The 24,728-nt window shown below is 71.7% G+C and carries 25 protein-coding genes, 1 tRNA gene and 1 riboswitch; of the genes, 12 read left to right on the top strand and 14 right to left on the bottom strand.

Annotated features, from left to right (window positions below; genetic code table 11):
• The first annotated feature begins 7 nt into the window (after positions 1-7).
• Complete coding sequence (locus B446_RS15185; RefSeq protein WP_020940329.1) at positions 8-466, top strand: hypothetical protein; 459 nt, start codon at positions 8-10, stop codon at positions 464-466.
• Between the two features lie 7 nt (positions 467-473).
• Here B446_RS15185 and B446_RS15180 read toward each other — a convergent pair whose 3' ends face one another.
• Positions 474-953 (bottom strand): type II toxin-antitoxin system PemK/MazF family toxin, encoded by a 480-nt coding sequence (locus B446_RS15180; RefSeq protein ID WP_020940328.1) that lies wholly within the window; start codon positions 951-953, stop codon positions 474-476.
• Between the two features lie 227 nt (positions 954-1,180).
• On the opposite strand from B446_RS15180, the gene B446_RS15175 reads away from it, so the two are divergent.
• Positions 1,181-1,933, top strand: a complete 753-nt coding sequence (locus B446_RS15175; RefSeq protein ID WP_020940327.1) for an MBL fold metallo-hydrolase — start codon at positions 1,181-1,183, stop codon at positions 1,931-1,933.
• Between the two features lie 76 nt (positions 1,934-2,009).
• On the opposite strand, the gene B446_RS15170 is transcribed toward B446_RS15175, so the two are convergent.
• Together B446_RS15170 and B446_RS15165 are read right to left on the bottom strand one after the other, a co-directional pair.
• A complete protein-coding gene (locus B446_RS15170; RefSeq protein WP_020940326.1) occupies positions 2,010-3,314 on the bottom strand; it encodes a PTS transporter subunit EIIC in 1,305 nt (434 codons plus the stop codon).
• Between the two features lie 154 nt (positions 3,315-3,468).
• Positions 3,469-4,788 carry a PTS transporter subunit EIIC gene (locus B446_RS15165; RefSeq protein WP_020940325.1) on the bottom strand — a complete coding sequence of 440 codons (1,320 nt, stop codon included), beginning with the start codon at positions 4,786-4,788 and terminating at the stop codon, positions 3,469-3,471.
• A gap of 184 nt (positions 4,789-4,972) precedes the next feature.
• On the opposite strand from B446_RS15165, the gene B446_RS15160 reads away from it, so the two are divergent.
• The 3 genes from B446_RS15160 to B446_RS15150 all read left to right on the top strand — a co-directional run bounded on the left by B446_RS15160 (position 4,973) and on the right by B446_RS15150 (position 6,547).
• A complete protein-coding gene (locus B446_RS15160) occupies positions 4,973-5,206 on the top strand; it encodes a glucose PTS transporter subunit EIIB (protein ID WP_020940324.1) in 234 nt (77 codons plus the stop codon).
• Positions 5,207-5,283: 77 nt separating this feature from the next.
• Positions 5,284-6,021 carry a ribonuclease PH gene (gene rph / locus B446_RS15155; protein ID WP_020940323.1) on the top strand — a complete coding sequence of 246 codons (738 nt, stop codon included), beginning with the start codon at positions 5,284-5,286 and terminating at the stop codon, positions 6,019-6,021.
• A gap of 124 nt (positions 6,022-6,145) precedes the next feature.
• Positions 6,146-6,547, top strand: a complete 402-nt coding sequence (locus B446_RS15150) for a hypothetical protein (protein WP_020940322.1) — start codon at positions 6,146-6,148, stop codon at positions 6,545-6,547.
• Positions 6,548-6,576: 29 nt separating this feature from the next.
• Here B446_RS15150 and B446_RS15145 read toward each other — a convergent pair whose 3' ends face one another.
• Genes B446_RS15145 through B446_RS15130 form a run of 4 tightly spaced genes read right to left on the bottom strand, consistent with a single transcriptional unit; the run spans position 6,577 to position 9,930 of the window.
• The gene (locus B446_RS15145; protein WP_020940321.1) at positions 6,577-7,353 is read right to left on the bottom strand and encodes a DUF1707 SHOCT-like domain-containing protein; all 777 of its coding nucleotides are present in this window, start codon (positions 7,351-7,353) and stop codon (positions 6,577-6,579) included.
• A 9-nt stretch (positions 7,354-7,362) separates the two neighbouring features.
• Positions 7,363-8,325, bottom strand: a complete 963-nt coding sequence (locus tag B446_RS15140; RefSeq protein WP_020940320.1) for an ABC transporter ATP-binding protein — start codon at positions 8,323-8,325, stop codon at positions 7,363-7,365.
• Positions 8,326-8,327: 2 nt separating this feature from the next.
• Complete coding sequence (locus B446_RS15135) at positions 8,328-9,152, bottom strand: ABC transporter permease (protein WP_052352155.1); 825 nt, start codon at positions 9,150-9,152, stop codon at positions 8,328-8,330.
• The gene (locus B446_RS15130) at positions 9,145-9,930 is read right to left on the bottom strand and encodes an ABC transporter permease (protein ID WP_234967632.1); all 786 of its coding nucleotides are present in this window, start codon (positions 9,928-9,930) and stop codon (positions 9,145-9,147) included. The genes B446_RS15135 and B446_RS15130 overlap by 8 nt, the downstream gene beginning before the upstream one ends.
• Before the next feature lie 1,108 nt (positions 9,931-11,038).
• Between B446_RS15130 and B446_RS15125 the strand changes: the two genes are divergently transcribed.
• Entirely contained in the window at positions 11,039-13,816 is a 2,778-nt protein-coding gene (locus tag B446_RS15125; RefSeq protein ID WP_020940317.1) for a transglycosylase domain-containing protein, read from the top strand.
• A gap of 105 nt (positions 13,817-13,921) precedes the next feature.
• Here the strand turns inward: B446_RS15125 and B446_RS15120 are convergent, their stop codons facing one another.
• The 3 genes from B446_RS15120 to B446_RS15110 all read right to left on the bottom strand — a co-directional run bounded on the left by B446_RS15120 (position 13,922) and on the right by B446_RS15110 (position 15,137).
• The gene (locus B446_RS15120) at positions 13,922-14,242 is read right to left on the bottom strand and encodes a DMT family transporter (RefSeq protein ID WP_020940316.1); all 321 of its coding nucleotides are present in this window, start codon (positions 14,240-14,242) and stop codon (positions 13,922-13,924) included.
• 40 nt (positions 14,243-14,282) lie between these two features.
• Positions 14,283-14,354, bottom strand: a riboswitch (guanidine-III (ykkC-III) riboswitch).
• A gap of 57 nt (positions 14,355-14,411) precedes the next feature.
• Positions 14,412-14,714, bottom strand: coding sequence for a GroES family chaperonin (locus B446_RS15115; protein ID WP_020940315.1), 303 nt, complete (start codon positions 14,712-14,714; stop codon positions 14,412-14,414).
• 93 nt (positions 14,715-14,807) lie between these two features.
• The gene (locus tag B446_RS15110) at positions 14,808-15,137 is read right to left on the bottom strand and encodes a DUF3618 domain-containing protein (RefSeq protein ID WP_020940314.1); all 330 of its coding nucleotides are present in this window, start codon (positions 15,135-15,137) and stop codon (positions 14,808-14,810) included.
• A gap of 92 nt (positions 15,138-15,229) precedes the next feature.
• Between B446_RS15110 and bcp the strand changes: the two genes are divergently transcribed.
• The 4 genes from bcp (at position 15,230) to B446_RS15090 (ending at position 17,091) form a co-directional block, all read left to right on the top strand.
• A complete protein-coding gene (bcp, locus tag B446_RS15105; protein ID WP_020940313.1) occupies positions 15,230-15,697 on the top strand; it encodes a thioredoxin-dependent thiol peroxidase in 468 nt (155 codons plus the stop codon).
• Positions 15,698-15,832: 135 nt separating this feature from the next.
• Entirely contained in the window at positions 15,833-16,495 is a 663-nt protein-coding gene (locus tag B446_RS15100) for an HNH endonuclease (RefSeq protein ID WP_020940312.1), read from the top strand.
• Positions 16,492-17,028 (top strand): HNH endonuclease signature motif containing protein, encoded by a 537-nt coding sequence (locus B446_RS15095; RefSeq protein WP_020940311.1) that lies wholly within the window; start codon positions 16,492-16,494, stop codon positions 17,026-17,028. Before B446_RS15100 ends, B446_RS15095 begins: the two co-directional genes overlap by 4 nt.
• Positions 17,007-17,091: transfer RNA gene (locus B446_RS15090), tRNA-Leu, on the top strand. The genes B446_RS15095 and B446_RS15090 overlap by 22 nt, the downstream gene beginning before the upstream one ends.
• 51 nt (positions 17,092-17,142) lie before the next feature.
• Here B446_RS15090 and rdgB read toward each other — a convergent pair.
• The 3 genes from rdgB to B446_RS15075 all read right to left on the bottom strand — a co-directional run bounded on the left by rdgB (position 17,143) and on the right by B446_RS15075 (position 21,375).
• Complete coding sequence (rdgB, locus tag B446_RS15085; RefSeq protein ID WP_020940310.1) at positions 17,143-17,745, bottom strand: RdgB/HAM1 family non-canonical purine NTP pyrophosphatase; 603 nt, start codon at positions 17,743-17,745, stop codon at positions 17,143-17,145.
• Positions 17,746-18,450: 705 nt separating this feature from the next.
• The gene (locus B446_RS15080; RefSeq protein ID WP_020940309.1) at positions 18,451-20,010 is read right to left on the bottom strand and encodes an MFS transporter; all 1,560 of its coding nucleotides are present in this window, start codon (positions 20,008-20,010) and stop codon (positions 18,451-18,453) included.
• 51 nt (positions 20,011-20,061) lie between these two features.
• Complete coding sequence (locus B446_RS15075) at positions 20,062-21,375, bottom strand: DUF445 domain-containing protein (protein ID WP_234967497.1); 1,314 nt, start codon at positions 21,373-21,375, stop codon at positions 20,062-20,064.
• Positions 21,376-21,572: 197 nt separating this feature from the next.
• Between B446_RS15075 and B446_RS15070 the strand changes: the two genes are divergently transcribed.
• The gene (locus tag B446_RS15070; protein ID WP_020940307.1) at positions 21,573-22,907 is read left to right on the top strand and encodes an SGNH/GDSL hydrolase family protein; all 1,335 of its coding nucleotides are present in this window, start codon (positions 21,573-21,575) and stop codon (positions 22,905-22,907) included.
• A gap of 108 nt (positions 22,908-23,015) precedes the next feature.
• On the opposite strand, the gene B446_RS15065 is transcribed toward B446_RS15070, so the two are convergent.
• Entirely contained in the window at positions 23,016-23,465 is a 450-nt protein-coding gene (locus tag B446_RS15065) for a hypothetical protein (protein WP_020940306.1), read from the bottom strand.
• 243 nt (positions 23,466-23,708) lie between these two features.
• On the opposite strand from B446_RS15065, the gene B446_RS15060 reads away from it, so the two are divergent.
• A complete protein-coding gene (locus B446_RS15060) occupies positions 23,709-24,707 on the top strand; it encodes a GlxA family transcriptional regulator (protein ID WP_020940305.1) in 999 nt (332 codons plus the stop codon).
• Positions 24,708-24,728 lie beyond the last annotated feature (21 nt).

Below are 24,728 nucleotides of genomic sequence, written 5' to 3'. Positions count from 1 at the left end.
GGTACCCATGCGTCGCACGACGCCCGTCGCCATCGCGGCGGCAGCAGTGCTCCTCACGGCCTGCGGCTCCCAGAGCGGCGGGGACAAGGGGGGCGGCGACAGCGGCAAGGTGTCCCCGTCGGCATCCGCGCCGTCCGCCGGGGGAGCGTGCGCCCCGCACGTGGAACTCACCGCGGGCGACAACGGCCGCACCGTCTGCGTGACCAAGGGCGGCGAACTGCGGCTCACCCTGGACGGCACCAGGGCCAGGCCCTGGCAGCCGGTGCGGACCAGCGGCAACGCCCTGCGCGCGATCAACTCCGGCTTCGTCATCCAGCCGGGCGATGCCACGGCCGCCTACCAGGCGCTGGCCCCCGGCACCGCGAAGCTGACGTCCGCCCGGCCGCTGTGCGCCGAGCCCACGGCCCCCGGCCAGGTCTCCTGCAAGGGCATCCAGGAGTGGACGGTCACCGTGCGGGTGAAGTAGGCGGGGGTCAGTCGGCGAGGTGCCTGACCTGGTCCCACAGGACCGGGTCGACCACGCCCACCCGGCGGCGGAAGTCGGCGACCGCCACCTCGCGCAGCTCGTCGGTCTGCAGGAAGCTCGGCCGGCCGTGGGCGTCGCCCACCGCGCCCGGCGGCAGCGGGATCACGCCCGCGCGCTCGTCGTGGTACTTGCTGGTGATCTTCGCGACCGTGGCCCGGTTGCCGCGCACGGCCAGCACCAGACAGGGCCGGTCCTTGGACTCCGGGCGGTCCTCGTAGGGGACCTGGGCCCACCAGATGTCACCGGGGTTCGGACGGCCCGTCCGGGCACCCGCCCGGCCCGCGGGACGGCCGGAGGGACGGCCGCCGGGGCGACCGGGCGGCCGCCGCCGGCCGGGTCTGCGGCCGCGGCCCCAGCCGTCGACCAGCGTGGCGACCAGCGCGAGCAGCACCACCGCCGCGAGCGCGAGCCACCAGGACGTGTCCATGGGGACGACGTTACCGGCGCGCGCCCGGCAGCGCGCGCCCTCTGCAAGCTTCATGCGCCCACGGTCCAGCCGAACCGGTGACAGCACAGGTGAGTTCGCCCACAACGGCCCCTGGCAGAGGAGCGACCCGCCCTTTCGCGCCTTACGCTCGACAAACCGCACAACCCCCTGCCTGCTCCCTGCCTTTTTCCCGCCCATCGGTTCCCGCCAACGGAGGTTTCTGCTTCATGAAGCTCACCGTCGTCGGCTGCTCAGGGTCGTTCCCGTCCGCGGATTCGGCCTGCTCGAGCTACCTCGTCGAGGCCGACGGCTTCCGGCTGCTCCTCGACATGGGCAACGGCGCCCTCGGTGAGCTGCAGCGCCACTGCGGTCTCTACGACCTCGACGCGATCTTCCTGAGCCATCTGCACGCCGACCACTGCATCGACATGCTCGGGTACTTCGTCGCGCGGTACTACCGCCACGAGGGCGGCCGCTGCGATCCCCTCCCCGTCTACGGCCCCGAGGGCACCGAGCACCGGCTGACCACGGCGTACGCCGACACCCCCTCCGCCTCCTCCATGAGCGAGGTCTTCGACTTCCACACGGTCAAGCCGTCCACGTTCGAGATCGGCCCGTTCACGGTGCACACCGAGCGGGTCCGCCACCCCGTGGAGGCCTACGCGATCCGCATCGAGCACGGCGGGAAGTCCCTGACGTACTCCGGCGACACGGGCGTCAGCGAGGCGCTGGACGAGCTGGCCCGCGACACGGACCTGTTCCTGTGCGAGGCGGCCTTCACGCACGGCAAGGAGAGCATCCCCGACCTGCACCTCAACGGCCGCGAGGCAGGCGAGTCGGCGGCCCGCGCGGGCGCCCGCCACTTGGTCCTGACCCACATCCCGCCGTGGACCGACCCGAGCGTCAACCTGGCGGACGCCCGCGAGGTCTTCGACGGCCCGGTGGACCTGGCCGCTCCGCGCCGTACGTACGAGATCTGACGCCGTCGCACGCGGCGCATGACGAGGCCCCCGGAGCCGCTGCTCCGGGGGCCTCGTCATGCGGTGCCGTCAGGACTCACGCCTTCGTGAGGTCCTCGACCTCCTCCTCGGGCTCGCGGCCCGGGGTGGGGAGGTTGAACTTGACGATGGCGAACCGGAAGACCACGTAGTAGATCGCGGCGAAGACCAGGCCGACCGGGATCATCAGCCAGGGCCGGGTGGAGATGCCCCAGTTGATGAACACGTCGGTGAGGCCGGCCGAGAAGCTGAAGCCCATGTGGATGCCCAGCGCCCAGGTGACGGCCATCGACACCGCGGTCAGCACCGCGTGGATGGCGTACAGCAGCGGGGCGATGAACATGAACGAGAACTCGATCGGCTCGGTGACGCCGGTGACGAACGAGGTCAGCGCGAGGGAGACCATCATGCCCGTCACGGCCTGACGGCGCTCGGGGCGGGCCGTGTGCGCGATGGCCAGGGCGGCGGCGGGCAGACCGAACATCATGATCGGGAAGAAGCCGGTCATGAACATTCCCGCGTGCGGGTCCCCGGCGAAGAAGCGCGGCAGGTCGCCGTGGAAGACGGTGCCGGCGGAGTTGGTGTAGTCACCGATCTGGAACCAGGCCACCGAGTTGACGAACTGGTGCATGCCGATCGGGATCAGCGCCCGGTTGATGAGGCCGAAGAGGGCCGCGCCGAAGGAGCCGAGGCCGGTCATCCACTCGCCGAAGTTGGTGATCACGTCACCGATGGGCTGCCACCCGAGGACCACCAGGACACCGAGGGCCGCGCCCACGACGGCGGTGATGATCGGCACGAGCCGGCGGCCGTTGAAGAAGCCCAGCCAGTCCTTGAGCCGCTTGCGGTGGTAGCGCTGCCACAGCACCGCGGTCAGCAGACCGATGATGATGCCGCCGAGCACGCCGGGGTTCTGGAACGAGGCGGCCTGCGCGGCCTCGTGTCCCTTCTGCCAGAATCCTCCGAAGGGAGCGACGGGCGTGTAGGTGGCGCCCTCGTGCCCGTCCTTGATGGGGAACTGGTGGATCACCGCGTAGTAGGTGAGGAAGGCCACCACGGCGGCCAGCGCCGTCGAGCCGTCGGCCTTCTTCGCGAAGCCGATCGCCACGCCTATGCAGAACAGCAGGGGCAGACCGAACGAGCTGTCGAACAGCACGCCGCCGGCACCGGCGAAGACCTTGGCGACGTTCGTGGGAAGGTGCAGCTTCTCCTGGACGTCGGGCTGGCCGAGGCGCATCAGCAGGCCCGCCGCCGGCAGCACGGCGATCGGGAGCTGGAGGCTGCGGCCGACTTTCTGCAGGCCCTGAAGCAGACCGGATCCCCGCTTCTTTGCGGGGGCCGCCGTTTCGGTGGCGGTGCTCATGGTTCCTCCATCGGGTGGTGGTCTACACCACTCAGTGGTGTAGACCTGTTGTAGCACGATGGGGGGCGTGTAAGGAACCGTTAAATCCGCTACCGCGGCACTACGCAAAGTGCCGGGTCAGACGGGGTGCGCGGGGGCCGCGAACGGCCGTTGCTCAGACCTTGGTGACGTCCTCGACGTCCTCCTCGGGCTCGCGGCCCGGGGTGCGCAGGTCGAACGTCGTGATCGCGAAGCGGAAGACGACGTAGTAGACGACGGCGAAGCCCAGCCCGATGGGGATGATCGCCCACGGCTTCGTCGCCAGGTTCCAGTTGATGACGTAGTCGATCAGGCCCGCCGAGAAGCTGAACCCGTCGTGCACCCCGAGCCCCCACGTCACCGCCATCGACACCCCGGTCAGCAGCGCGTGCGCCACGTACAGCAGCGGGGCGATGAACAGGAACGAGTACTCCAGCGGCTCGGTGATGCCGGTCACGAACGACGTCAGCGCCACCGACAGCATCAGCCCGCCGACCTCCTTGCGGCGCTCGGGGCGGGCGCAGTGCGTCATCGCCAGCGCGGCGGCGGGCAGCGCGAACATCATGATCGGGAAGAAGCCCGAGGTGAACTGGCCCGCGTTCGGGTCGCCCGCCAGGAACATGTTGATGTCGCCGTGCACCGGCGACCCGCCCGGCGGCGTGTAGGTCCCGAACTGGAACCAGATCGGCACGTTCAGAAACTGGTGCAGCCCCACCACCAGCAGCGCCCGGTTCGCGACACCGAACACACCCGCGCCCCACGACCCCGCGTCCCGCAGCCACCCGCTGAAGCTCTCCAGCCCGGCCCCGACGGGCGGCCACACCCACAGGCACAGCGCCGCGAAGGCGATGGCGACGAACGCCATGATGATCGGCACCAGCCGCCGCCCGTTGAAGAAGCCCAGCCAGTCGACGAGGCGCGTGCGGTGGTAGCGCGCCCAGAAGAACGCCGCCAGCAGACCCAGCACGATGCCGCCGAAGACCCCCGGGTTCTGGAAGGTGTACGGCGTCACCGAGCCGGCCCCGGCGCCGACGCTCACCTGGCAGCCGATGCCCGCCAGCTCCTTCGAGCCCCCCGGGCACCCCTGGGGGAACTCGTGCAGCACGCCGTAGTAGACGAGGAAGCCCGCCACCGCCGCGAGCGCCGTCGAGCCGTCCGCCTTCTTCGCCATGCCGATGGCGACGCCCACGCAGAACAGCAGCGGCAGCCCGAGGGAGCCGTCGAGCAGCGCGCCGCCCGCACCCTTCATCACCTTCGACACGGCGTTCCAGCCCAGGCCCTGGTCACCGAAGACGTCCGGCTGCCCGAGCCGGTTGAGGATGCCCGCGGCCGGCAGCACGGCGATCGGCAGCTGCAGACTGCGGCCCATCTTCTGCAGCCCCTGGAACAGCCGGTTCCACCGCTCCCGCGCCGCACCGGCCGTGCTGTCGGCGCTGCCTGCGCTCTCGGCGCTCATGGCGTCCTCCCCGGCGCTCGACCCGGACGTGGTTTGGCGACCGTCCCCCCTGTGGTGTAGACCAGTTGCCGGACGGTTCCGCTGTCGTGATCGCCATCATCCGGCACGCACGGCATGACCGCTCGCGAAGATGGGCCAACTGTGGGTTACTGCGACAAAGCGGTTCGGATCAGGGAGAAAGAACATGGCCAGCAAGGCTGAGAAGATCGTCGCGGGTCTCGGTGGTATCGAGAACATCGAGGAGATCGAGGGCTGCATCACCCGGCTGCGCACCGAGGTGTCCGACCCCTCGCTGGTCGACGAAGCCGCCCTGAAGGCCGCCGGCGCCCACGGCGTCGTCAAGATGGGCACCGCCATCCAGGTCGTCATCGGCACCGACGCCGACCCCATCGCCGCGGAGATCGAAGACATGATGTGAGCCCCCGCGCTCACCTGTAAGGGGCTCCTCCCGCCGCGGGAGGAGCCCCTCGCGTCACTCCCGATAGGCTCGTGGCCATGTCTCGAATCGACGGCCGCACCCCCGAACAGCTCCGCCCCGTCACCATCGAACGCGGCTGGAGCAAGCACGCCGAGGGCTCCGTCCTCGTCTCCTTCGGCGACACCAAGGTCTTCTGCACCGCCTCGGTCACCGAAGGCGTCCCCCGCTGGCGCAAGGGCAGCGGCGAGGGCTGGGTCACCGCGGAGTACGCCATGCTGCCCCGCGCCACCAACACCCGCGGCGACCGCGAGTCCGTCAAGGGCAGGATCGGCGGCCGCACCCACGAGATCTCCCGCCTCATCGGCCGCTCCCTGCGCGCCGTCATCGACTACAAGGCGCTCGGCGAGAACACCATCGTCCTCGACTGCGACGTCCTCCAGGCCGACGGCGGCACCCGCACCGCCGCCATCACCGGCGCCTACGTCGCCCTCGCCGACGCGGTCGCCTGGGCCCAGGGCAGGAAACTGATCAAGGCCGGCCGCCAGCCGCTGACCGGCACCGTCAGCGCCGTCTCCGTCGGCATCGTCGGCGGGGTGCCCCTCCTCGACCTCTGCTACGAGGAGGACGTGCGCGCCGAGACCGACATGAACGTCGTCTGCACCGGCGACGGCCGCTTCGTCGAGGTCCAGGGCACCGCCGAGGCCGAGCCCTTCGCCCGCGACGAACTCGACGCCCTGCTCGACCTCGCCGTCACCGGCTGCACCGAACTCGCCGTGATCCAGCGGGCCGCCCTGGCCGCCACCCGCGAACAGTAAAGCCCGCCCCAAAACCCCGGGGGCGCGAGGGCAACCCCCGCACCCTCCCCGGCGTCCCTATGGATACGGGCGCACGGCCACCGCCGTGCGCCCGGCCAGCCGTACAAGGGGAGGGAACACCACCATGGCCGTCAGCCGACGCCGAGGCCGACTCACCGCCGTCGCCGCGGTCGTGGCGACCGCAGTGCTCACCACGGGCCTCACCACCGGCTGCGACGCCGTGAACAAGGCCCTGGACTGCGTGCACACCGCCGACTCCATCGCCGACGGCGTCACCGACCTCCAGCAGGCCGTGGAGAACGCCGCGAACGACCCCGACCAGGCCGACGCCTCCCTCGACTCCATAGAGAAGAACCTGCGCAAGATCGGCGACAAGACCGACGACGCCGACGTCAACAAGGCCGTCGACCACCTCGACCAGGCCGTACGGAACGTCCGCACGGCCCTCAGGAACGGCGACCACACCCCCGACGTCAGCCCCGTCACCGACGCGGCCGGAGAACTCACCAAGGTCTGCACCTCGTAGGGCCGGACAGGCGCAGCGCAGGGGAGAACTCAGCGCTCTCCCCGCCGGCGCCGCTCCCGGTCCGGTTCGCGGTCGGGCTCCCGGTCCCGCGACCGCTCCTCGCGCCGCGCCCGGTGCAGCTCGTGCCGCGACTCCTTGCGCTCCAGGCGCTCCTGACGGCGCATCTCCTTCAGCCGCTGCCGCTCGGCCCGGGTGACCTTGCGCTCCACGGCGACCCCGCCCCAGAAGGCGAACCCGCTGACGACCACCCGCGGGGCACCCGGCTCGGGCCGTCCGTCACCGTCCGGATGGTCGAAGCCCCCCATGATCCCGACCCCGCGCACGACGACCTCGACCCCCGGCGGCACGGTCACCTGCACCCCACCCATGATCGCCACGCAGTTGATCTCGACCTCGCGGTCCGCGAAGTCCGCCTCCCGCAGGTCGATCTCGCCGCCGCCCCAGAACGCGAAACAGCTGAACCGCCGGGGCACCGTCCAGCGCCCCTTGCGCTGGAACCCGGACAGGACCGCGACCCCGCTCGTCGACGACCCCTCACCGCCGACGATCCGGCCCGCCCAACTCCCCTCGGCAACCGGCTCCTTGGTGAACGACACCGGACGCGGCGCCACCGTCCCGCCCGCCGGGAGATCACGCGTGATCGGCGTCAGCTCCGCGTACGTGCGCGCCTTGTACGTCGCCTCCAGACGCTCCTCGAACTCTTCCATGTCCAGGCGTCCCTCGGCGAGGGCGTCCCGCAGGACCTCGCCGACCCGCTCACGGTCGGCATCCGATGCGCGGAGATCCGGGACTGCGTCGTCGGTCATGGCAGAAGCCTACGAGACCGCCTTCTCGGCGTACATCTTCGCGATGACGGCCTCGATGTCCGGCTCCCGCACCGACAGGTCCACCAGCGGATACTCGGCCGCCAGGTACGCCACCAACGGCGCGGCCGACTGCCCCGCCGGGAACGCCAGCCACTGCCGCGGCCCCTCCACCCGCACCACCCGGCACGCCGGCGCTTCGACCGGCGGCAACTCCCGCTCCAGGTCCACCACCAACGTCCGCTCGCCCTCCCCGGCCTCGTGCAGCCCCGCGAGCGCGCCGTCGTACACCAGCCGCCCGTGGTCGATCACCATCACCCGCGAGCACAACTGCTCGATGTCCTGCAGGTCGTGCGTCGTCAGCAGCACCGTCGTCCCCCGGCCCGCGTTCAGCTCCTTCAGGAAGCCCCGCACCTTGGCCTTCGACACGACGTCCAGACCGATCGTCGGCTCGTCCAGGTACAGCACCTCGGGATCGTGCAGCAGCGCCGCCGCGATGTCCCCGCGCATCCGCTGCCCCAGCGACAACTGCCGCACCGGCACGTCCAACAGGGCACCCAGCTCCAGCAGTTCCACACACCGGTCGAGGTTCTCCCGGTAACGGGCGTCCGGGATCCGGTACATACGGTGCGCCAGCCGGTAGGAGTCGATCAGCGGCAGGTCCCACCACAGCGTCGTCCGCTGCCCGAACACCACCCCTATCCGGCGCGCCAGCCGCGTCCGCTCCCGCGACGGATCGATCCCCGCCACCCGCAGCCGCCCCGCGCTCGGTGTCAGGATGCCCGTCAGCATCTTGATCGTCGTCGACTTCCCGGCACCGTTCGGACCGATGTAGCCGACCATCTCACCCCGCGCCACGGTGAACGAGATCGAGTCCACCGCCCGCACCCGCCGCCGCTCCCGCTTCAGGAACCCGGTCCGCTTGCGCACGTCGAAGACCTTCTCGACCCGGTCCACCTCGATGAACGCGTCCATCGCTAACTCCCTGTGCTCCGATACGACCGAAGACCCGTCCGCCACGCGAGACCCGCCGCCGCGCAGCACACCACCGCCACCAGCGGAGGCGCGAACGCCGCCCACCCGGGCACCCCGCCCAGCGGATACGGCCGCCCCAGCACATAGGCCGCCGGCACCCAGTTGACGAAGGCCAGCGGCAGCATGAACGTCACCCCCCGCACCAGCTCCTTGCCGAACACGGTCGGCGGGTACTGCAACAGCGTCTGACCGCCGTACGTGAACGCGTTCTGCACCTCGGAGGCGTCCTGCGCCACGAACTGGAACGCCGCCCCCACCACGAACACCGCGGCGAAGATCATCCCGCCGCACACCAGCATCCCCGGCACCATCAGCACCTTCACCGGCGTCCAGACGATGTCCGACGCGACCAGCGCCCAGCCCAGCACCAGCGCCCCCTGCGTGATCCGGGCGACCCGGCGCAGCGCGAACCGGTCGGCGGCCACCTGCGCCAGCACCGGCGCCGGCCGCACCAGCAAGGTGTCGAGCGTGCCGTCCCGCACCCGGGTGCCCAGCCGGCCCGCCGAACCGATCGCCAGGTCCGCGATCCCGAACGACGTCGCCGACAACCCGTACAGGAACGCCACCTCGGCCAGCGAGTAACCGCCGAGGACGTCGACCCGCGAGAACATCAGCAGGATCGACACGAAATCCAGCCCCGTCACCAGCACCCCGCCGCACACCGCCAGCGCGAACGACGCCCGGTAGGTCAGCGTCGACCGCATCCACATCCCGGCGATCAGCCGGTACGCGCGCAACCCCTCCGCCACGGCACCACGCTCACCCACCCTGGACCACCACCCGCCGGGCCGCCGCCGTCTGCAACAGCCGTCCCGCCGCCAGCAGCACCACCGCCCACACCGCCTGGAACGCGAAGGCGGGCAGCGGGTCCGCCTGCCCCATCAGCACATCCGCGGGCACCTGCACCTGCGCCGCCCACGGCAGCACCCGTACGACCTCACCGAGCGTCCCCGGGAACGCGTTCAGCGGCAGCGTCATCCCCGAACAGAAGATGCCCGTGATCATCAGCGCCTGGAGCGCCCCCGTGCCGTCCATCAGCCAGAACCCGGTCAGCGCCACCAGGTAACGGATCCCGAAGCTGACGACCATCGCCAGCGCCACGGCCACCAGGAACGCCAGCCACGTCCCCACGTCATGCGGCAGCGCCGTCGGGAAGACCAGCGCCCCGAAAGTGAACGGGATCACACCACGGCCGAGGAGCTGGAACACCGCCCGGCCCAAGTCGTTCGCCAGCCACCACACTTGCAGGTCCGCCGGCCGGTACAGATCGATCGCTACCTCACCCGTACGGATGCGCTCCATGAACTCCGTCTCGAAGCCGCCGCCCTGGATCGCCAGCGTCGCGTACAGCGCCTGTCCCAGCCACACGAACGTCACCGCCTGTGCCTGGTCGTAGCCTCCGAGGTGCGGTTTCACGTCCCACAGCGCCAGGTAGGTGTAGACGAGGATCAGCCCGAAGACCGTATTGGTGAAGACCCCTGCCGCAGTGGCGGCCCGATACGTCGCGTACCGTCTGAATCCCCCCGCCGCGACGGCCACGTACAACCGTCCCGCGCCCACGTCAGTCGACCTCCCCGGACCTCTCGACACCGAAGCGCAGGAGCCTAGTCCGGAGGCACGGCGACCGGCCACGCATTTTCGTCCCGGATGCGTGCCGCTATCCGGGAACGGAACGCCAGGTGCGAGAGTCTTCAAACAGGGGGCAGAAGGCGTACGAGGCGTACGGGAAACGTACGACGCGAAACAGGAGTCCGTGCACGAGATGAGCGACGAGCCGCAGCCGCAGCAGCAGGGCAAGGGCGGGGCACCGGAGGAACCGCTGCCGGCTGAAGGGCCCGGGGAGCCGACGGGCTCCACCGACGCGAACGCAGATCCGGCCGAGGGGGCGGCGGACCCGGCCGGGGCGACGCCGCGAGCCGGATCACCCGGCGACCCGTCGGTCCCGGCCGCCCGCACCGGCCGCCTCGACCAGGTACGCCGCGCGGCCCAGGCGGGCCGCGCCGTCCCGGCCCCCCGTACGACCGGGCGGACCGCCCCGGCGGCACCCACCAGGGCCGGCGAGGAGCGCCGATCCGGCGCCTCGGGTGAGTCCGACGCCTCCGGGCGGCCGGGCGAGACCCAGCGGTCCGGTGAGACGCGTGCCGACGGCGCGACGCAGGGGGCCGGCGGAGCCGGTGGTGCTGGTGGTGCCGGTGGTACCAGCCGCACCAGTGGGACCACTGGGACCAGTGGGACTGGTGGTACTGGTGTGCCGCAGCAGTCCGGTGGGGCGCGGGGGGCCGATGCGGCTCAGCGCTCCGGGGGCGGGGCAGGTTCCGGTGAGGCTCAGCGCCCCGGCGAGGCGTCGGGCGCCGTCGGGGCTCAGCGGTCGGCCGAGGCCGGCGGGGCGCGGGACGGTGGTCGGACCCGTCGGCCCGGTGAGGCCCAGCGGGCAGATGAACGTCGAGGGGCCGGCGCGTCCGGTGCCGCCGGCGGGGCAGCGGCGGGGCGGGCGCAGGCGTCCGGCAGGGGCGACGCGTCCGGTGACGCGGAGGCCGCCGCCGGCGCGCAGACGCCCGGGAAGCCGCAGCGGCCCGGTCAGGGGCGGTCCGCTCAGGCCCCCGGCAAGGGCGGCCCGGCCGCGGACAAGTCCGACTCCGCCGAGAGCACGCAGGTGCTGCGGCGGATCGAGAAGCCCCCGGCGACGGGGCGGTCCGGCAAGGCCGGTGCCGCCGCGCAGGGTGCGGCCGAAGGGCAGGCCCCCGAGACCACCCAGATCCTCCGTCGGGTCAAGGCTCCCCAGCAGGGCGAGCAGTCCGGGCCGAAGCAGCCGGCCAAGCCGTCGGCCTCGTCACCCTCGTCCTCCTCCACCCCCACGTCCCGGACGTCCCAGGCGCTCGGCGCGTCCGGCATGACCGGTGCCACCCGTCCGGCCGGGACCGGAGCAGGCTCCGGCACCGGGGCCGGGACCGGCGCCGCAGCGGGTGCCGCAGCCGCAGCCGCTGCCGCTGCCGCAGCCGGTTCCGCCGGGCAGGCCGGCGCCGCCGCCCGGGCGGCCCAGGCCCCCGCGGCGAACCCCGCCGCCCCGGCCACCGCGAACCCCGCAGGCAGCGGCGGCAAGGGCAAGAAGCCGAAGCGGCCCAAGCGGACCGGATGGCGGCGCCTCGTCCCGACCTGGCGCATGGTGCTCGGCACCTTCGTGATGGGCGTGCTGCTGATCGTCGGCCTGTTCTTCATCGGCTACTCGATGGTGCCGATCCCCTCCGCCAACGCCCTCGCCACCAAGCAGAGCAACGTCTACCTGTACGCCGACGGCTCCCAGCTCGCCCGCGACGGCCAGATCAACCGCGAGAACGTCACCCTCGCCCAGATCTCCAAGCCCGCCCAGCACGCGATCCTGGCCGCCGAGGACCGCGACTTCTACACCGAGTCCGCCATCGACCCCAAGGCCATGCTCCGCGCCGGCTGGAACACCGCCACCGGCAAGGGCAAGCAGTCCGGCTCCACGATCACCCAGCAGTACGTGAAGAACTACTACCTGGCCCAGGAACAGACGGTCACCCGCAAGGCCAAGGAGTTCTTCATCTCGATCAAGCTGGACCGCAACAAGTCCAAGGACGAGATCCTCGAGGGCTACCTCAACACCAGCTACTTCGGCCGCAACGCCTACGGCATCCAGTCCGCCGCCCAGGCCTACTACGGCAAGGACGCGGCCGACCTCGACCCGGCCCGCGCCGCCTACCTCGCCGCGCTCGTCAACGCGCCCAGCGAGTACGACGTCGTGGCCCACCCCGAGAACAAGCCCGCCGCCATCGCCCGCTGGAACTACGTCCTGGACGGCATGGTCACCAAGGGCTGGCTCAGCAAGTCCGAGCGCGCCGGCATGAAGTTCCCCATGCCGAAGGAGCAGACCGTCTCCACCGGCCTCTCCGGCCAGCGCGGCTACCTCGTCGAGGCCGTCAAGGACTACCTCACCGAGAACGAGATCCTCACCAAGGAACAGCTGGAGGGCGGCGGCTACCGCATCACCACCACGTTCCAGAAGTCCAAGCAGAACGCCTTCGTCAAGGCCGTCAACGACCAGCTGATCTCCAAGCTGGACAAGAAGAACAACAAGGTCGACAACTACGTCCGGGCCGGCGGCGCCTCCGTCGACCCCAAGACGGGCAAGGTCGTCGCCCTGTACGGCGGCATCGACTACGTGAAGCAGTACACCAACGGCGCCACCCGCGGTGACTTCCAGGTCGGCTCCACCTTCAAGCCCTTCGTGTTCACCGCGGCGGTGCAGAACAGCTCGACCACCCAGGACGGCCAGCCCATCACCCCGAACACCACGTACGACGGCACCAACCGGCGCCCCGTGCAGGGCTGGAGCGGCGGCCCCTACGCCCCCGCGAACGAGGACCAGAAGTCGTACGGCGACATCACCGTCCGCAAGGCCACCGACCTCTCGGTCAACTCGGTCTACGCACAGATGGCCGTCGACGTGGGCCCCGCCAAGGTCAAGCAGACCGCCGTCGACCTCGGCGTCCCGTCCGGCACGCAGGACCTCCAGCCCTACCCGTCCATCGCCCTCGGCACCGCCACCGCCAGCGTCCTGGACATGGCGGAGTCGTACGCCACGCTCGCCAACCACGGCAGGCACGGCACGTACACCATGGTCGAGAAGATCACCAAGGACAGCACCGAGGACGTCAAGCTGCCCGACCGGCAGACCAAGCAGGCCGTCAGCCGCGAGGCCGCCGACACCACCACCTCCGTCCTGCAGAGCGTCGTCGACAACGGCACCGCCGTCGCCGCCCAGCAGGCCGGCCGTCCCGCGGCCGGCAAGACCGGCACCGCCGAGGAGGACACCGCCGCCTGGTTCGCGGGCTACACCCCCGACCTCGCCACCGTCGTCTCCGTCATGGGCCAGGACCCGGTCACGGCCAAGCACAGGTCGCTGTACTACGCCCTCGGCCAGCCCCGTATGAACGGTGGTGGCCCGCCCACCGCCATCTGGGCGCAGTACACGCGCGACGCCCTCAAGGGCAAGCCGGCCACCGAGTTCGACCTCGAACTCCAGCAGGGCGCCGACGTGGTCCTGCCCCCGAGTTCGAGCCCCTCCGACCAGCCCGGCACCACCGGCCAGGACAACGGGGGCACCACCAACGACGGCGGCCAGGGCAACGGCGGCACCACCAGCACCCCCTCCGGCACCCCGACCGACGGCGGCACCACGGGTGCCACCAACGGCGGGACCACGACCGGCGGCGGTGGCACGACCACTGACGGCGGCGGGACACAGGGCGGCGCCAACGGCGGCGACGCGGCAGGAGGCGCCAACGGCGGCGGCACGACCACCGACGGCGGCGGGACACAGGGCGGCGCCAACGGCGGCGGTACGGCCACCGGCGGCGGCGCCGACGGAGGCGCCCCGGGCGGCCCCGGCACCACAGGGGCCCAACCGTAGAAACCGCGACCGCGGAGGACCGCGGAGGACCGCGCAAAACCGCGGAGGACCGTGAAGAAGGACGACGCCCGTCAGCGACCGCCGGCCGCTGACGGGCGTCCGTCCTCAGTGGCCGCCGGTCACCTTCAGCCCGACCACGGCGACCAGCAGCAGACACACGAAGAAGATCCGGGCCGCGGTGACCGGCTCACCGAGCACCACCATGCCGAGCACCGCCGCCCCGGCCGCCCCGATCCCCACCCACACGCCGTAGGCGGTACCGATGGGCAGCGACCTGGCGGCGTACGACAGCAGCACCATGCTGGCGACGATCCCCGCACCGGTGAACAGGCTGGGCACGAGCCGGCTGAAACCGTCCGTGTACTTCATCCCGATCGACCAGCCGACCTCCAGCAGACCGGCCACGACCAGCAGAACCCACGCCACGACAGCGCACCTCCAAGACGACGGGAAAACCACTTCTCGCGGTGCGTCGTCTTTGCCTGCGTCCCGGTACGGCGCGTCTCGTCGGGTTCCTTCGAACATAGCAAAGGAACGCCGGAGGGGCCGGTGACCACCGTCACCGGCCCCTCCGGCCTGCTCGGATCAGAGATGATCAGAGATACAGGCCCGTGGAGTCCTCGGCCCCCTCGAACCGGTCCGCGGCCACCGCGTGCAGGTCGCGCTCGCGCATGAGCACGTACGCCACGCCCCGCACCTCGACCTCGGCCCGGTCCTCCGGGTCGAACAGGACCCGGTCGCCCGGCTCCACGGTCCGCACGTTCTGGCCGACCGCGACGACCGCGGCCCAGGCCAGCCGGCGCCCGACCGCCGCGGTCGCGGGGATCAGGATGCCGCCGCCCGACCGCCGCTCGCCCTCGCCGGTCTCCTGCCGGACGAGGACCCGGTCGTGCAGCATGCGAATGGGCAGCTTGTCGTGCTGGGGGTCGCTGTTTCTGTTGGCGCTCACACCTCGAACCTACCTGCCTGTCACTAGCCCGTACGAACCCGGTCAGCCCTTGCGGCGCCGCGCGCCGAGGGCGAGCAGCCCCACGACCCCGACCACCACCAGGGCCACGGGCACGACCCGCTCGAGCCGCGGCGCACCCTCCTCGTCCACGAACTGGGCGCGCACCTCACTCACGACGCGATTGACCTCGACGTACGCCCGTCCGACCGTGTGGTCGACATTGGCGACCACCTTGGCCTTCGCGTCGCCGACGATCGTCTTCGGGTGCACCCGCACCCCGATCTCGTCGAGCGTCTCGGCCAGCACTTCACGGCGGCGCTTGATGTCCGCCTCGATCTGCGCCGGGGTTCTGGTGTCCGACGTGTCCGCCACCGTACGGCCTCCGAAGTCCTTGATGCTGTTCTGGACAGTCTGTCAGTTCCCGGCTTTCCCGCACCGTAAGGCCCCCCGGTTACGCTGGCCCGATGAGCGAGCGACTCCAGCCCGGGGACCCGGCCCCCGACTTCACCCTCCTCGACGCCGACGGCAACGAGGTGTCCCTTGCCGCCCACAAGGGCCGCAAGGTCATCGTCTACTTCTACCCCGCCGCCCTCACTCCCGGCTGCACCAAGCAGGCCTGCGACTTCACGGACAACCTGGAGGTGCTGGCCGGGGCGGGCTACGACGTCCTCGGCGTCAGCCCCGACAAGCCTGAGAAGCTCGCGAAGTTCCGCGAGAAGGAGTCCCTGAAGGTCACGCTGCTGGCCGACCCGGACAAGAAGGTCCTGGAGGCGTACGGCGCCTTCGGCGAGAAGAAGCTCTACGGCAAGACGGTCGTCGGCGTCATCCGCTCCACGGTGGTCGTGGACGAGGAGGGCAAGGTCGAGCGCGCCCTGTACAACGTCAAGGCCACCGGCCACGTGGCGAAGATCATCAAGGACCTCGGCATCTGAGGTCCGCCCGCCCGAACGGCCCGCCCCGGCATCCGCCGCGGCGGGCCGTTCCCGCGTCCTGGGCCGTGACCGCCCGCCCCACGACTCGTTACTCCGTACGAGCCACGAACACGTGGCCAGGACGGAGGGGGAGCGATGGGGGCCGGCACGTACACCAGGGAACGGCTGCAGGAAGCGGCACACGGCGCGCGGACGCTCTCGGAGGCACTGGAGAACCTGGGAGCGGACCCCCGGAGCCCGACGCGGCGGTACGTCCGGGAGCGGATGAGGAAGCTCGGGGTGGACGTGTCGCACTTCGAGCGGGAGGGGGTGAAGTGGACGAGAGAGGTCCTGGAAGCGGCGGTGGCGGCTTCCTGCAGCCTGAACGACGTACTGCGCCATCTCGGACTGGGGGTCGTCGGCGGTCATCACACGCACATCGGCCGCAAGATCAAGAGCTACGGCATCGACACCTCACACTTCACGCCGGTGGTACGGACGGAGCGCATGAGGGAGAACCGGCGCCGACGCACCGCCGCGGAGATCCTCGTCAGAGATGCGTCGACGCGAGCGGGACGGGTCCCGAGCGGACGTCTCAAGAGGGCGATGACCGAGATGGGCGTCGAGGAACGGTGCGCCCTGTGCGGCATCGGGCCGGTCTGGCTCGGCGAGCCGCTGCCACTGGAGGTGGACCACATCAGCGGTGACTGGCGGGACAACCGTCTCCCCAACCTGCGGTTGCTCTGCCCCAACTGCCACTCCACGACGGACCGGTACCGGGGCCGCGGCGCACGCCGGGACCGGGCACGTGCCGTATGAGGTACGCGCGTGAGCGGAAGCCGCGTCCCGAACGGGAAGAGCTGCGGTCGGCCGTGGACGCGTCGGCGTCGGTGGCCGAACTGCTTCGCCGCCTCGGGCTTGCCGACAACGGCACCCAGCGCGCGAACGTGACGAGGTGGATCGCCGCCGACGGACTGGTCACCGACCACTTCCTGGGCCGGGCCCACCAGCGGGGGAAGCGGAGCAGGAACGCCAAGCGGCCGGAGGACGTCCTGATCCGTCGCGACACCGGCCCCCGGATCTCGACGCGGCGCCTGCGGCGCGCACTGCTCGACGTCGGCGTGCCCGAAGGGTGCGCCCGGTGCGGGGTCGGGCCCGAGTGGCGCGGGAGTCCCCTGACACTGGAGGTCGACCACATCAACGGCGACTGGCGGGACGACCGACGGGAGAACCTGCGGTTGCTCTGCCCCAACTGCCATGCGATCACCAGCACCTGGTGCAGGGGCGGCAGTAGGCGGCGGAGCTCTCCCGGTACGATGACAAACGGCCAGCGGCGGTGGCGCAACGGCTGACGCAGCAGGTTTAGGTCCTGTGGCCCTTGATCGGGCTTGAGGGTTCGAATCCCTTCCGCCGCACACCGACGGCCTGCGAATCGAAAGCTCGACTCGCAGGCCGTTTCCGTGCCGTCAGCCCAGCAGCTCCCGCACCACCGGCGCCAGCGCCCGGAACGCCTTGCCGCGGTGGCTGATCGCGTTCTTCTCCTCGGGGCTCAGCTCCGCGCAGGTGCGGGTCTCGCCGTCGGGCTGGAGCACCGGGTCGTAGCCGAAACCGTTCGTGCCGGCCGGCGCGTGCCGCAGGACGCCCCGCAGCTGGCCCTCGACCACCCGCTCGGTGCCGTCCGGCAGCGCCAGCGCCGCGGCGCACGCGAAGTGCGCGGTCCGGTGCTCCTCCGCGATGTCGGAGAGCTGGGCGAGCAGCAGGTCCAGGTTGGCCTTGTCGTCGCCGTGCCGGCCCGCCCAGCGGGCGGAGAAGATGCCGGGGGCCCCGCCCAGGACGTCGACGCAGAGACCGGAGTCGTCGGCGACGGCGGGCAGACCGGTGGCCCGGGCCAGCGCGTGCGCCTTGAGGAGGGCGTTCTCGGCGAAGGTGACGCCGGTCTCCTTGACGTCGGGGATGTCGGGGTAGGCGTCGGCGCCGACCAGCTCGTGGGGGAGCCCTGCTTCGGCGAGGATGGCCCTCAGCTCGGTGATCTTTCCGGCGTTACGGGTGGCGAGGATCAGGCGGGTCATGGGGGCCAGTATCCCTGGTGGCCGGGGGCCCCGAGGCCCGGACCGTTCACGGCCTGCCGGCCGGGGGCCGCGCCGTGGGGTCCTGCCGGTGGCCTGGACGTACGGCGTCCCGGCCGTGGTGAGCCCGGCCCCCACGGCGCTCGCGCGTCACGCCCTGCCGACCGCGGGCGGAGCCGCGTGCCTCTGCTGTCGGCCTGGGCGGGTCAGGGCCTCCCGGCCGTGGCGGGTCCGGTCCCACGACCCACGCCCTGCCGGCCGTCGGCGGGGCCGCGTGCCTCTGCTGTCGGCCTGTGCGGGTCACGGCCTCCCGGCCGTGGTGGGCCCGGTCCCACGGCCCGCGCTCTGGAGCCCCTCGGCGGCGCCATGGGCCCTGTCGGCAGCCTGGGCGGGGCAGGCCCTACGCCGGCCGCAGGCGGGACAGTGGGACCCGCCCGACGGCCTGGGCGGCTCACGGCCTCCCGGCCGTCATGGTTCGGCCACCATGGCCCGAAGGCCCACGCCCTGCTCGCCGCAGGTGGGACAGTGGGCCCCTGCCGTCGGCCTGGGCGGGGCGCGGTCCGCCGAGCGGGGTGGGTCCGCCCTCGGCCTCATGCGTAACCGGCGTAACCGGCTCACGCCCTGCCGGCCCGCGAGCGGCTGCCCTGGGCCCCCTTCCGGGGGCCCAGGGCAGCTACGTCGCGTCGCCCGCTCGCGGCGTCGCGCGGGTCACGGCCTTCCGACCGCCGGCGGGGCCGTGGGGCCGTGGCCGCCGCGGGTGGAACCGGCGGCGCGGGCGTTCCGGGTCGCCGTCTTCGCCTTGTTCGCGACGGCGGACAGCGGGCGGGCGACGTCCTCCAGGGAGCGGCCCTCGGCCCGTACCGCGAGCGCGGCCGCGACCAGCCCGGCCAGGCACATCAAGGTGGCGCCGATCTGGAAGGCGAGGACGGTGTCGCCGACCTTGCCGGTGCTGGTGAGGTCCGCGAAGAGCAGCGGGCCGCTGATGCCGCCTGCGGCGGTGCCGAGGGCGTAGAAGAAGGCGATGGACATGGCCCGGGTCTCCATCGGGAAGATCTCGGAGACCGTCAGGTAGGCGCTGGAGGCGCCCGCGGAGGCGAAGAAGAGGACCGCGCACCAGCAGGCGGTGAGGGTGCTCGCGCTGAGCGAGCCGCGGTCGAAGAGCCAGGCGGTGCCGAACAGCAGGAGGCCGGACAGCAGGTAGGTCGAGGAGATCATGATCCGGCGGCCGACGGTGTCGAAGAGCTTGCCGAGCAGCAGCGGGCCGCAGAAGTTGCCGATGGCGATGACGGCGAAGTAGTAGCCGGTGTGGTCGGCGGGCACGTCGAAGAACTTGGTGAGGATGGCGCCGAAGCCGAAGGTGATCGCGTTGTAGAGGAACGCCTGGCCGATGAAGAGGGAGAAGCCGAGGGTGGCCCGCTTGGGGTAGTCGGCGAAGATGGTGCGGGCGATCTCCAGGAACTTGACGTCCTTGCGCTGGTGGATCTCCAGCTCGCCCTCGGGCGCGGCGAGCGCTTCGCCCTGCTCGGACTCGATGCGCCGTTCGATGCCGGTGACGATCTCCTCGGCCTCCCGGTCCCTGCCGTGGATCAGCAGCCAGCGGGGGCTCTCGGGGACGTGGCGTCGTACGAGGAGGATGACCAGGGCGAGGACGGCACCGAGGGCGAAGGTCAGGCGCCAGCCGAGGTTCGCGGGCAGCAGGTCGGTGTTGAGGGCGACGATGGAGAGCAGGGAGCCGCCGACGGCGCCGAGCCAGAAGCTGCCGTTGATCATCAGGTCGACGCGGCCGCGGTACTTGGCCGGGATCAGTTCGTCGATCGCGGAGTTGATCGCCGCGTACTCGCCGCCGATGCCGAAGCCGGTCAGGAACCGGAAGACGAAGAACCACCAGGGGGCGAAGGAGACGGCGGTCAGCGCGGTGGCCGCGAGGTACACGGCCAGGGTGATCATGAACAGGTTCTTGCGGCCGAAGCGGTCGGTCAGCCGGCCCCAGAAGAGGGCGCCGGCACAGGCGCCGGCCACGTACAGGGCGGCGGCCATGCCGGTGATCTGGCCGGAGGAGATGGCGAGGCCGCTGCCGGGTTCGGAGAGGCGGCCCGCGATGTTGCCGACGACCGTGACCTCAAGGCCGTCGAGGATCCACACCGTTCCCAGCCCGATCACGATGGTCCAGTGCCAGCGGGACCAGGGGAGGCGGTCGAGTCGGGCGGGGATGTTGGTGGTGATGGTCCGGCCGTTCCCGGGTGACGGCGCTTCGGCTGCAGTGCTCATGGGCTCCCTCCTCGTCGAGGACGAGGAGTCGGGTGCCCTGGTCCGGTGCGATTAGGCCCCGAGGCCGCGGGAGAGGGCGTAGATGGCCAGGCCGGCGAGGGAGCCGACCACGGTGCCGTTGATACGGATGAACTGCAGATCGCGGCCGATGTGGGCCTCGATCTTGCGGGTGGTGTGCTCGGCGTCCCAGCCGGCGACGGTGTCGGTGATCAGGGAGGTGATCTCCTTGCGGTAGGTGGTGACGACGTGCACGGCGGCGCCCTCGACCCAGGTGTCGACCTTGTCCTGGACCTTCGGCTCGCTCGCCATGCGGGAGCCGAGGGACAGCAGGGCGGCCCGTACCCGCAGCCGGAGTTCGCTGCGTTCGTCCTCGGCGGCCGCGACGATCATGGAGCGGACGGCGGTCCAGGCGGAGGCGATGAGGTCCTGGACCTCGCCGCGGCCCAGGACCTCGCCCTTGAGGCGTTCGACCCGGGCGCGGGTGTCGGTGTCGGACTGGAGGTCGGAGGCGAAGTCGGTGAGGAAGCGGTCGAGGGCGCCGCGGGCGGGGTGGGAGGGCATGTCGCGCATCTCGGTGCAGAAGCGCAGCAGTTCCTTGTAGACGCGTTCGCCGACCTTCTTGTCGACGAACCGCGGGGTCCAGCCGGGCGCGCCGCCCTCGACGGCGACCATGACGTCGGTGCGGTGCAGCACGAGCCAGTCGTGGGCGCGGCCGACGACGAGGTCGACGACGCGTTTGTGGCCGCCGTCGGCGACGACCCGTTCCAGCATCTTGCCGATGCCGGGGGCGATCTCCTGGGCGTTGGCGCGCCGGGTGACGGCCTCTCCGACGACGGCTTGGACGTCGGAGTCGCGCAGGACGGTGAGGGCGCCCCTGAGGGCGGTGGCCAGTTCGGCGGTGACGCGGTCGGCGTGGTCGGGTTCGGCCAGCCAGGCGCCGAGCCGGCTGCCGATGCCGACGGCGCGCAGCCGCTGGCGTACGACGTCCTGGGAGAGGAAGTTCTCGCCGACGAACTCGCCGAGGGAGACGCCGAGCTGGTCCTTCTTGGTGGGGATGATCGCGGTGTGCGGGATGGGCAGGCCGAGGGGGTGCCGGAAGAGTGCGGTGACCGCGAACCAGTCGGCGAGCGCGCCGACCATGCCGGCCTCGGCGGCCGCCGCCACGTACTCCGTCCAGGTGCCCGCGCCCTGGTGCGAGGCCCATTTCGCCAGGACGTAGACGACGGCCACGAACAGCAGCATGCCGGTCGCCGTCAGTTTCATGCGCCGTACCCCGCGCCGCCGTTCCTCGTCGGCGGGGGTGAAGGCGGTCATGGTCCGGTACGACGTGGTCCGGTCCGGTGTTTCCGTCTCCGTGTGTTCCATCAGCTCCACCCGTTCGGTGATCCCGCACACAATTGTCCCTTCCTGACCGACTCCCGGAACGGAACAGGAGTTCCCGGCGTCTGTCTCCTCGGGGGGTTTGCGGCAGGTCCCTGTCAGCTCTCCCTGGTTCATGACGCATCATGGACTCATCGGATCGGAGCCCGGGGCTCCCATCTCTCGAGGAGAACAACACAAGCGTGACCAAGCGTCATGGTTATGCCGTCCTGAGCGCGCTCGCCGCGCTGGTGGTGATTCTGTCCGCCGTCATCTACGTCACGGCGGCCGCCGACGACGGCACCCCCCGCAGTTCCTTCGCCGGCGATCGTCCGCATCGCGGCTCCTCCGTCGCTCCCGCCTCGACCGGTACCTGGGTCGGTTCCTGGTCGACGGCGCCCGCGGGCGGCGAGCCGGGCACCGAGACCGCCGGGCTGGCCGGCCGGTCGGTGCGCAACGTCGTGCACGCGAGCACCGCAGGGACGAGTGCCCGCATCACGCTGTCCAACCTCTACGGCCAGTCGCCGCTGACGATCTCGCACGCCTCGGTGGCCCTGTCGGCGGGTGACGGCAGCGCCGCGGCGGCCGCGGAAACGATGCGGCGCCTGACCTTCGACGGCTCCGGCGGTGTCGTGATCCCGGCGGGCGGCCAGGTGCTCAGCGACGTGGTCCGGCTGACCGTTCCGCACGACACGGACGTGCTGGTCACCACGTACTCGCCGACGCCGTCGGGCCCGGTGACCTACCACCCGCACGCGCAGCAGGTGTCGTACGTCGCCCAGGGCGACCGCACCGAGGACGCGACCGGCACCCCGTACACCGAACGGACGCCGTACTGGCGGTATGTGACGGCTCTTGACGTCCTCAGCAACGAGGCCGCGGGCACGGTCGTCGTCTTCGGCGACTCCATCACCGACGGGATAACGTCCACCGTGGGCGCCAACCGCCGCTGGACCGACGTGCTGGCCGGGCGGCTGCGCACGGCCGTGGAGAGCGGTGACGCCCTGCCGCGCTACGGCGTCGTCAACGAGGGCATCAGCGGCAACCAGGTGCTCGCGGACGGTCTCGGCCGCCCGGCCGAGAACCAGAGCGGTCTGGGCCGCTTCGGCCGGGACGCGCTGTCCCGGACCAACGCCAAGGTCGTCGTGATCGACCTCGGCATCAACGACATCCTGCGCAACCCCCGGCTCGCGGACCCCGACAAGATCGTCGAGGGGCTGCGCACCCTGGTCCGCCAGGCCCACGCCCGCGGCCTGAAGGTCGTCGGCGCCACCCTCATGCCCTTCGAGGGCCACCGCGGCTGGACCCCGGCCCGGGAGGCCGTACGGCAGCAGGTCAACGCCCGGATCAGGGCCGGACGGGTGTACGACTCCGTCGTGGACTTCGACAGGTCGCTCAGGGACCCGTACGACCCGCGTCGGCTGCGCCCGGAGTACGACTCCGGCGACCACCTGCACCCCAGCGACCTGGGCTTCGCCCGGATGGGCGACGTCTTCGACCTGACCGCGCTGAAGGGTGCGGGGCAGACGGAGCTGTAGGGCACGCGCGGACGGAGCCGTAGGGCGCGGGCGGGGGCCGTCCGGCGGGAGCGTCGGGCGGCTTGTCGGTTGCGGCCGGCCGGTCGGGCGGGGCCGTCCGGTGGGCGGTCAGGCGCCGGTCGTCGAACCGGGCCGCACGATCATGAGGATCGTCACGGCCGCCCACAGCAGGTTGAACACGCCGGTGAACATGGCCAGCCGCACGGTCCTCGCGCGCGTGCCGCCGCCCTCCACGAGCACGGTCTGGGCGGGCAGCACCAGGGCGGCGAGCACGAGCGCGGCCAGGGCCGTGAGCGCGATGGACACGATCAGCCACGCGCTGCCGAGCACGCCCATCCGGCTCGCGGTGGCGAACCCGAACACCGGGACGACGAGGCCGACGACGGCGTACACGCGGCAGATCCGGTGCAGCAGGCCCAGGGTCTGCGCGGCCCGGACGTCGTCCGGGGCGGCCACGGCCCGGCGGGCGGCGGGCGGGAACATGCTGGCGGCGACGGTCACGGGCCCGACGGCGACGATCGCGGCGAGGACGTGGACGGCGAGGAGGAGCTTGGTCACGGGGGGACGCTATGCGGGCGGCTGATCATCGCAGAAGTGGCGGGATTGCCAGGTAGCGACGGATTCCCGCCAGTGGCCTGACCGTGCCCGCCGCGCTTCCCGTCGGCGGTTTCCGTGAACGATTCCGATGCCTCCGACATGAGGTGACTGGCGCCGAGGGTGGCCCCCGGGGCCTGTTGGCGCCGCCGTCCGGCGGGCTCGCCGCGGTTTGGCGCGTTCCCGTCGTAGAGCTACTTTCCTGCCATGCACTCCGTGGCCGTCCTGGCGCTGGACCAGGTGATCCCGTTCGACCTGTCCGTCCCGATCGACACCTTCGGATGGGCCCGGCTGCCGGACGGCCGTCCCGGCTACCGGGTCCGGGTGTGCTCCCCGGCGGGGGAGGTGGGCGCCGCGGCCGGCGCCTTCGCGGTGCGGGCGCCGTACGGGCTGGAGGCACTGGCGGAGGCGGACACGATCGTCCTGCCCGGGGTGGCGGACCCGGCCCGCCCGCTGCCGCCCGGCGTGGTGGACGCGGTGCGCGCGGCGGCGGCGAACGGCACGCGCGTCGCGTCGATCTGCGTGGGCGCGTTCGTCCTCGCGGCCACCGGCCTGCTGGACGGCCTGCGGGCGACGACCCACTGGAAGGCGGCCGGGACGCTCGCGGAGAGGTACCCGCGGATCGTCGTGGATCCGAACGTCCTCTACGTCGACAACGGCCAGTTCCTCACCTCGGCGGGCGCCGCGGCGGCCCTGGACATGTGCCTGCACATGATCCGCAGGGACCACGGTTCGGCGGTCGCCGCGCACGCGGCCCGGATGTCCGTGATGCCGCTCGAACGGGAGGGCGGGCAGGCCCAGTTCATCGTCCACGACCTGCCCCCGGCCCCCGCCGGTGCGACCCTGGAGCCGCTGCTGGCCTGGCTGGAGGCCCACTGCGACCGTGACCTCACCCTGGACGAGATCGCGGCGCAGGCCCGCATGAGCAGCCGTACCCTCAACCGCCGTTTCCGCGAGCAGACGGGCACGACACCGCTGCAGTGGCTGCACCGGGCGCGGGTGCGGCGGGCGCAGTACCTGCTGGAGACGACGGCGTACCCGGTGGAGCGGATCGCCGCACAGGCGGGCTTCGGCTCCTCGACGGCCTTCAGGGATCGCTTCCGGCGGGTGGTCGGGACGAGCCCACAGGCGTACCGGCGGTCGTTCCAGGCGCGCTCGTTCCAGACACAGTCGTTCCAGACACAGTCGTTCCAGACAGAAATGTGAAGATCGCGTGTCCTCGCGTCG

This window comes from Streptomyces collinus Tu 365 (genome assembly GCF_000444875.1).
GTDB lineage: Bacteria > Actinomycetota > Actinomycetes > Streptomycetales > Streptomycetaceae > Streptomyces > Streptomyces collinus_A.
This window is presented reverse-complemented; position numbering and strand designations above follow the sequence as displayed.

Coding starts and splice junctions, on each gene's coding strand:
- B446_RS15185 (WP_020940329.1), top strand. CDS start 8: ATGCGTCGCACGACGCCCGTCGCCATCGCGGCGGCAGCAGTGCTCCTC.
- B446_RS15180 (WP_020940328.1), bottom strand. CDS start 953: ATGGACACGTCCTGGTGGCTCGCGCTCGCGGCGGTGGTGCTGCTCGCG.
- B446_RS15175 (WP_020940327.1), top strand. CDS start 1,181: ATGAAGCTCACCGTCGTCGGCTGCTCAGGGTCGTTCCCGTCCGCGGAT.
- B446_RS15170 (WP_020940326.1), bottom strand. CDS start 3,314: ATGAGCACCGCCACCGAAACGGCGGCCCCCGCAAAGAAGCGGGGATCC.
- B446_RS15165 (WP_020940325.1), bottom strand. CDS start 4,788: ATGAGCGCCGAGAGCGCAGGCAGCGCCGACAGCACGGCCGGTGCGGCG.
- B446_RS15160 (WP_020940324.1), top strand. CDS start 4,973: ATGGCCAGCAAGGCTGAGAAGATCGTCGCGGGTCTCGGTGGTATCGAG.
- rph (WP_020940323.1), top strand. CDS start 5,284: ATGTCTCGAATCGACGGCCGCACCCCCGAACAGCTCCGCCCCGTCACC.
- B446_RS15150 (WP_020940322.1), top strand. CDS start 6,146: ATGGCCGTCAGCCGACGCCGAGGCCGACTCACCGCCGTCGCCGCGGTC.
- B446_RS15145 (WP_020940321.1), bottom strand. CDS start 7,353: ATGACCGACGACGCAGTCCCGGATCTCCGCGCATCGGATGCCGACCGT.
- B446_RS15140 (WP_020940320.1), bottom strand. CDS start 8,325: ATGGACGCGTTCATCGAGGTGGACCGGGTCGAGAAGGTCTTCGACGTG.
- B446_RS15115 (WP_020940315.1), bottom strand. CDS start 14,714: ATGCTGCACGACCGGGTCCTCGTCCGGCAGGAGACCGGCGAGGGCGAG.
- bcp (WP_020940313.1), top strand. CDS start 15,230: ATGAGCGAGCGACTCCAGCCCGGGGACCCGGCCCCCGACTTCACCCTC.
- B446_RS15100 (WP_020940312.1), top strand. CDS start 15,833: ATGGGGGCCGGCACGTACACCAGGGAACGGCTGCAGGAAGCGGCACAC.
- B446_RS15095 (WP_020940311.1), top strand. CDS start 16,492: ATGAGGTACGCGCGTGAGCGGAAGCCGCGTCCCGAACGGGAAGAGCTG.
- rdgB (WP_020940310.1), bottom strand. CDS start 17,745: ATGACCCGCCTGATCCTCGCCACCCGTAACGCCGGAAAGATCACCGAG.
- B446_RS15080 (WP_020940309.1), bottom strand. CDS start 20,010: ATGAGCACTGCAGCCGAAGCGCCGTCACCCGGGAACGGCCGGACCATC.
- B446_RS15075 (WP_234967497.1), bottom strand. CDS start 21,375: ATGGAACACACGGAGACGGAAACACCGGACCGGACCACGTCGTACCGG.
- B446_RS15060 (WP_020940305.1), top strand. CDS start 23,709: ATGCACTCCGTGGCCGTCCTGGCGCTGGACCAGGTGATCCCGTTCGAC.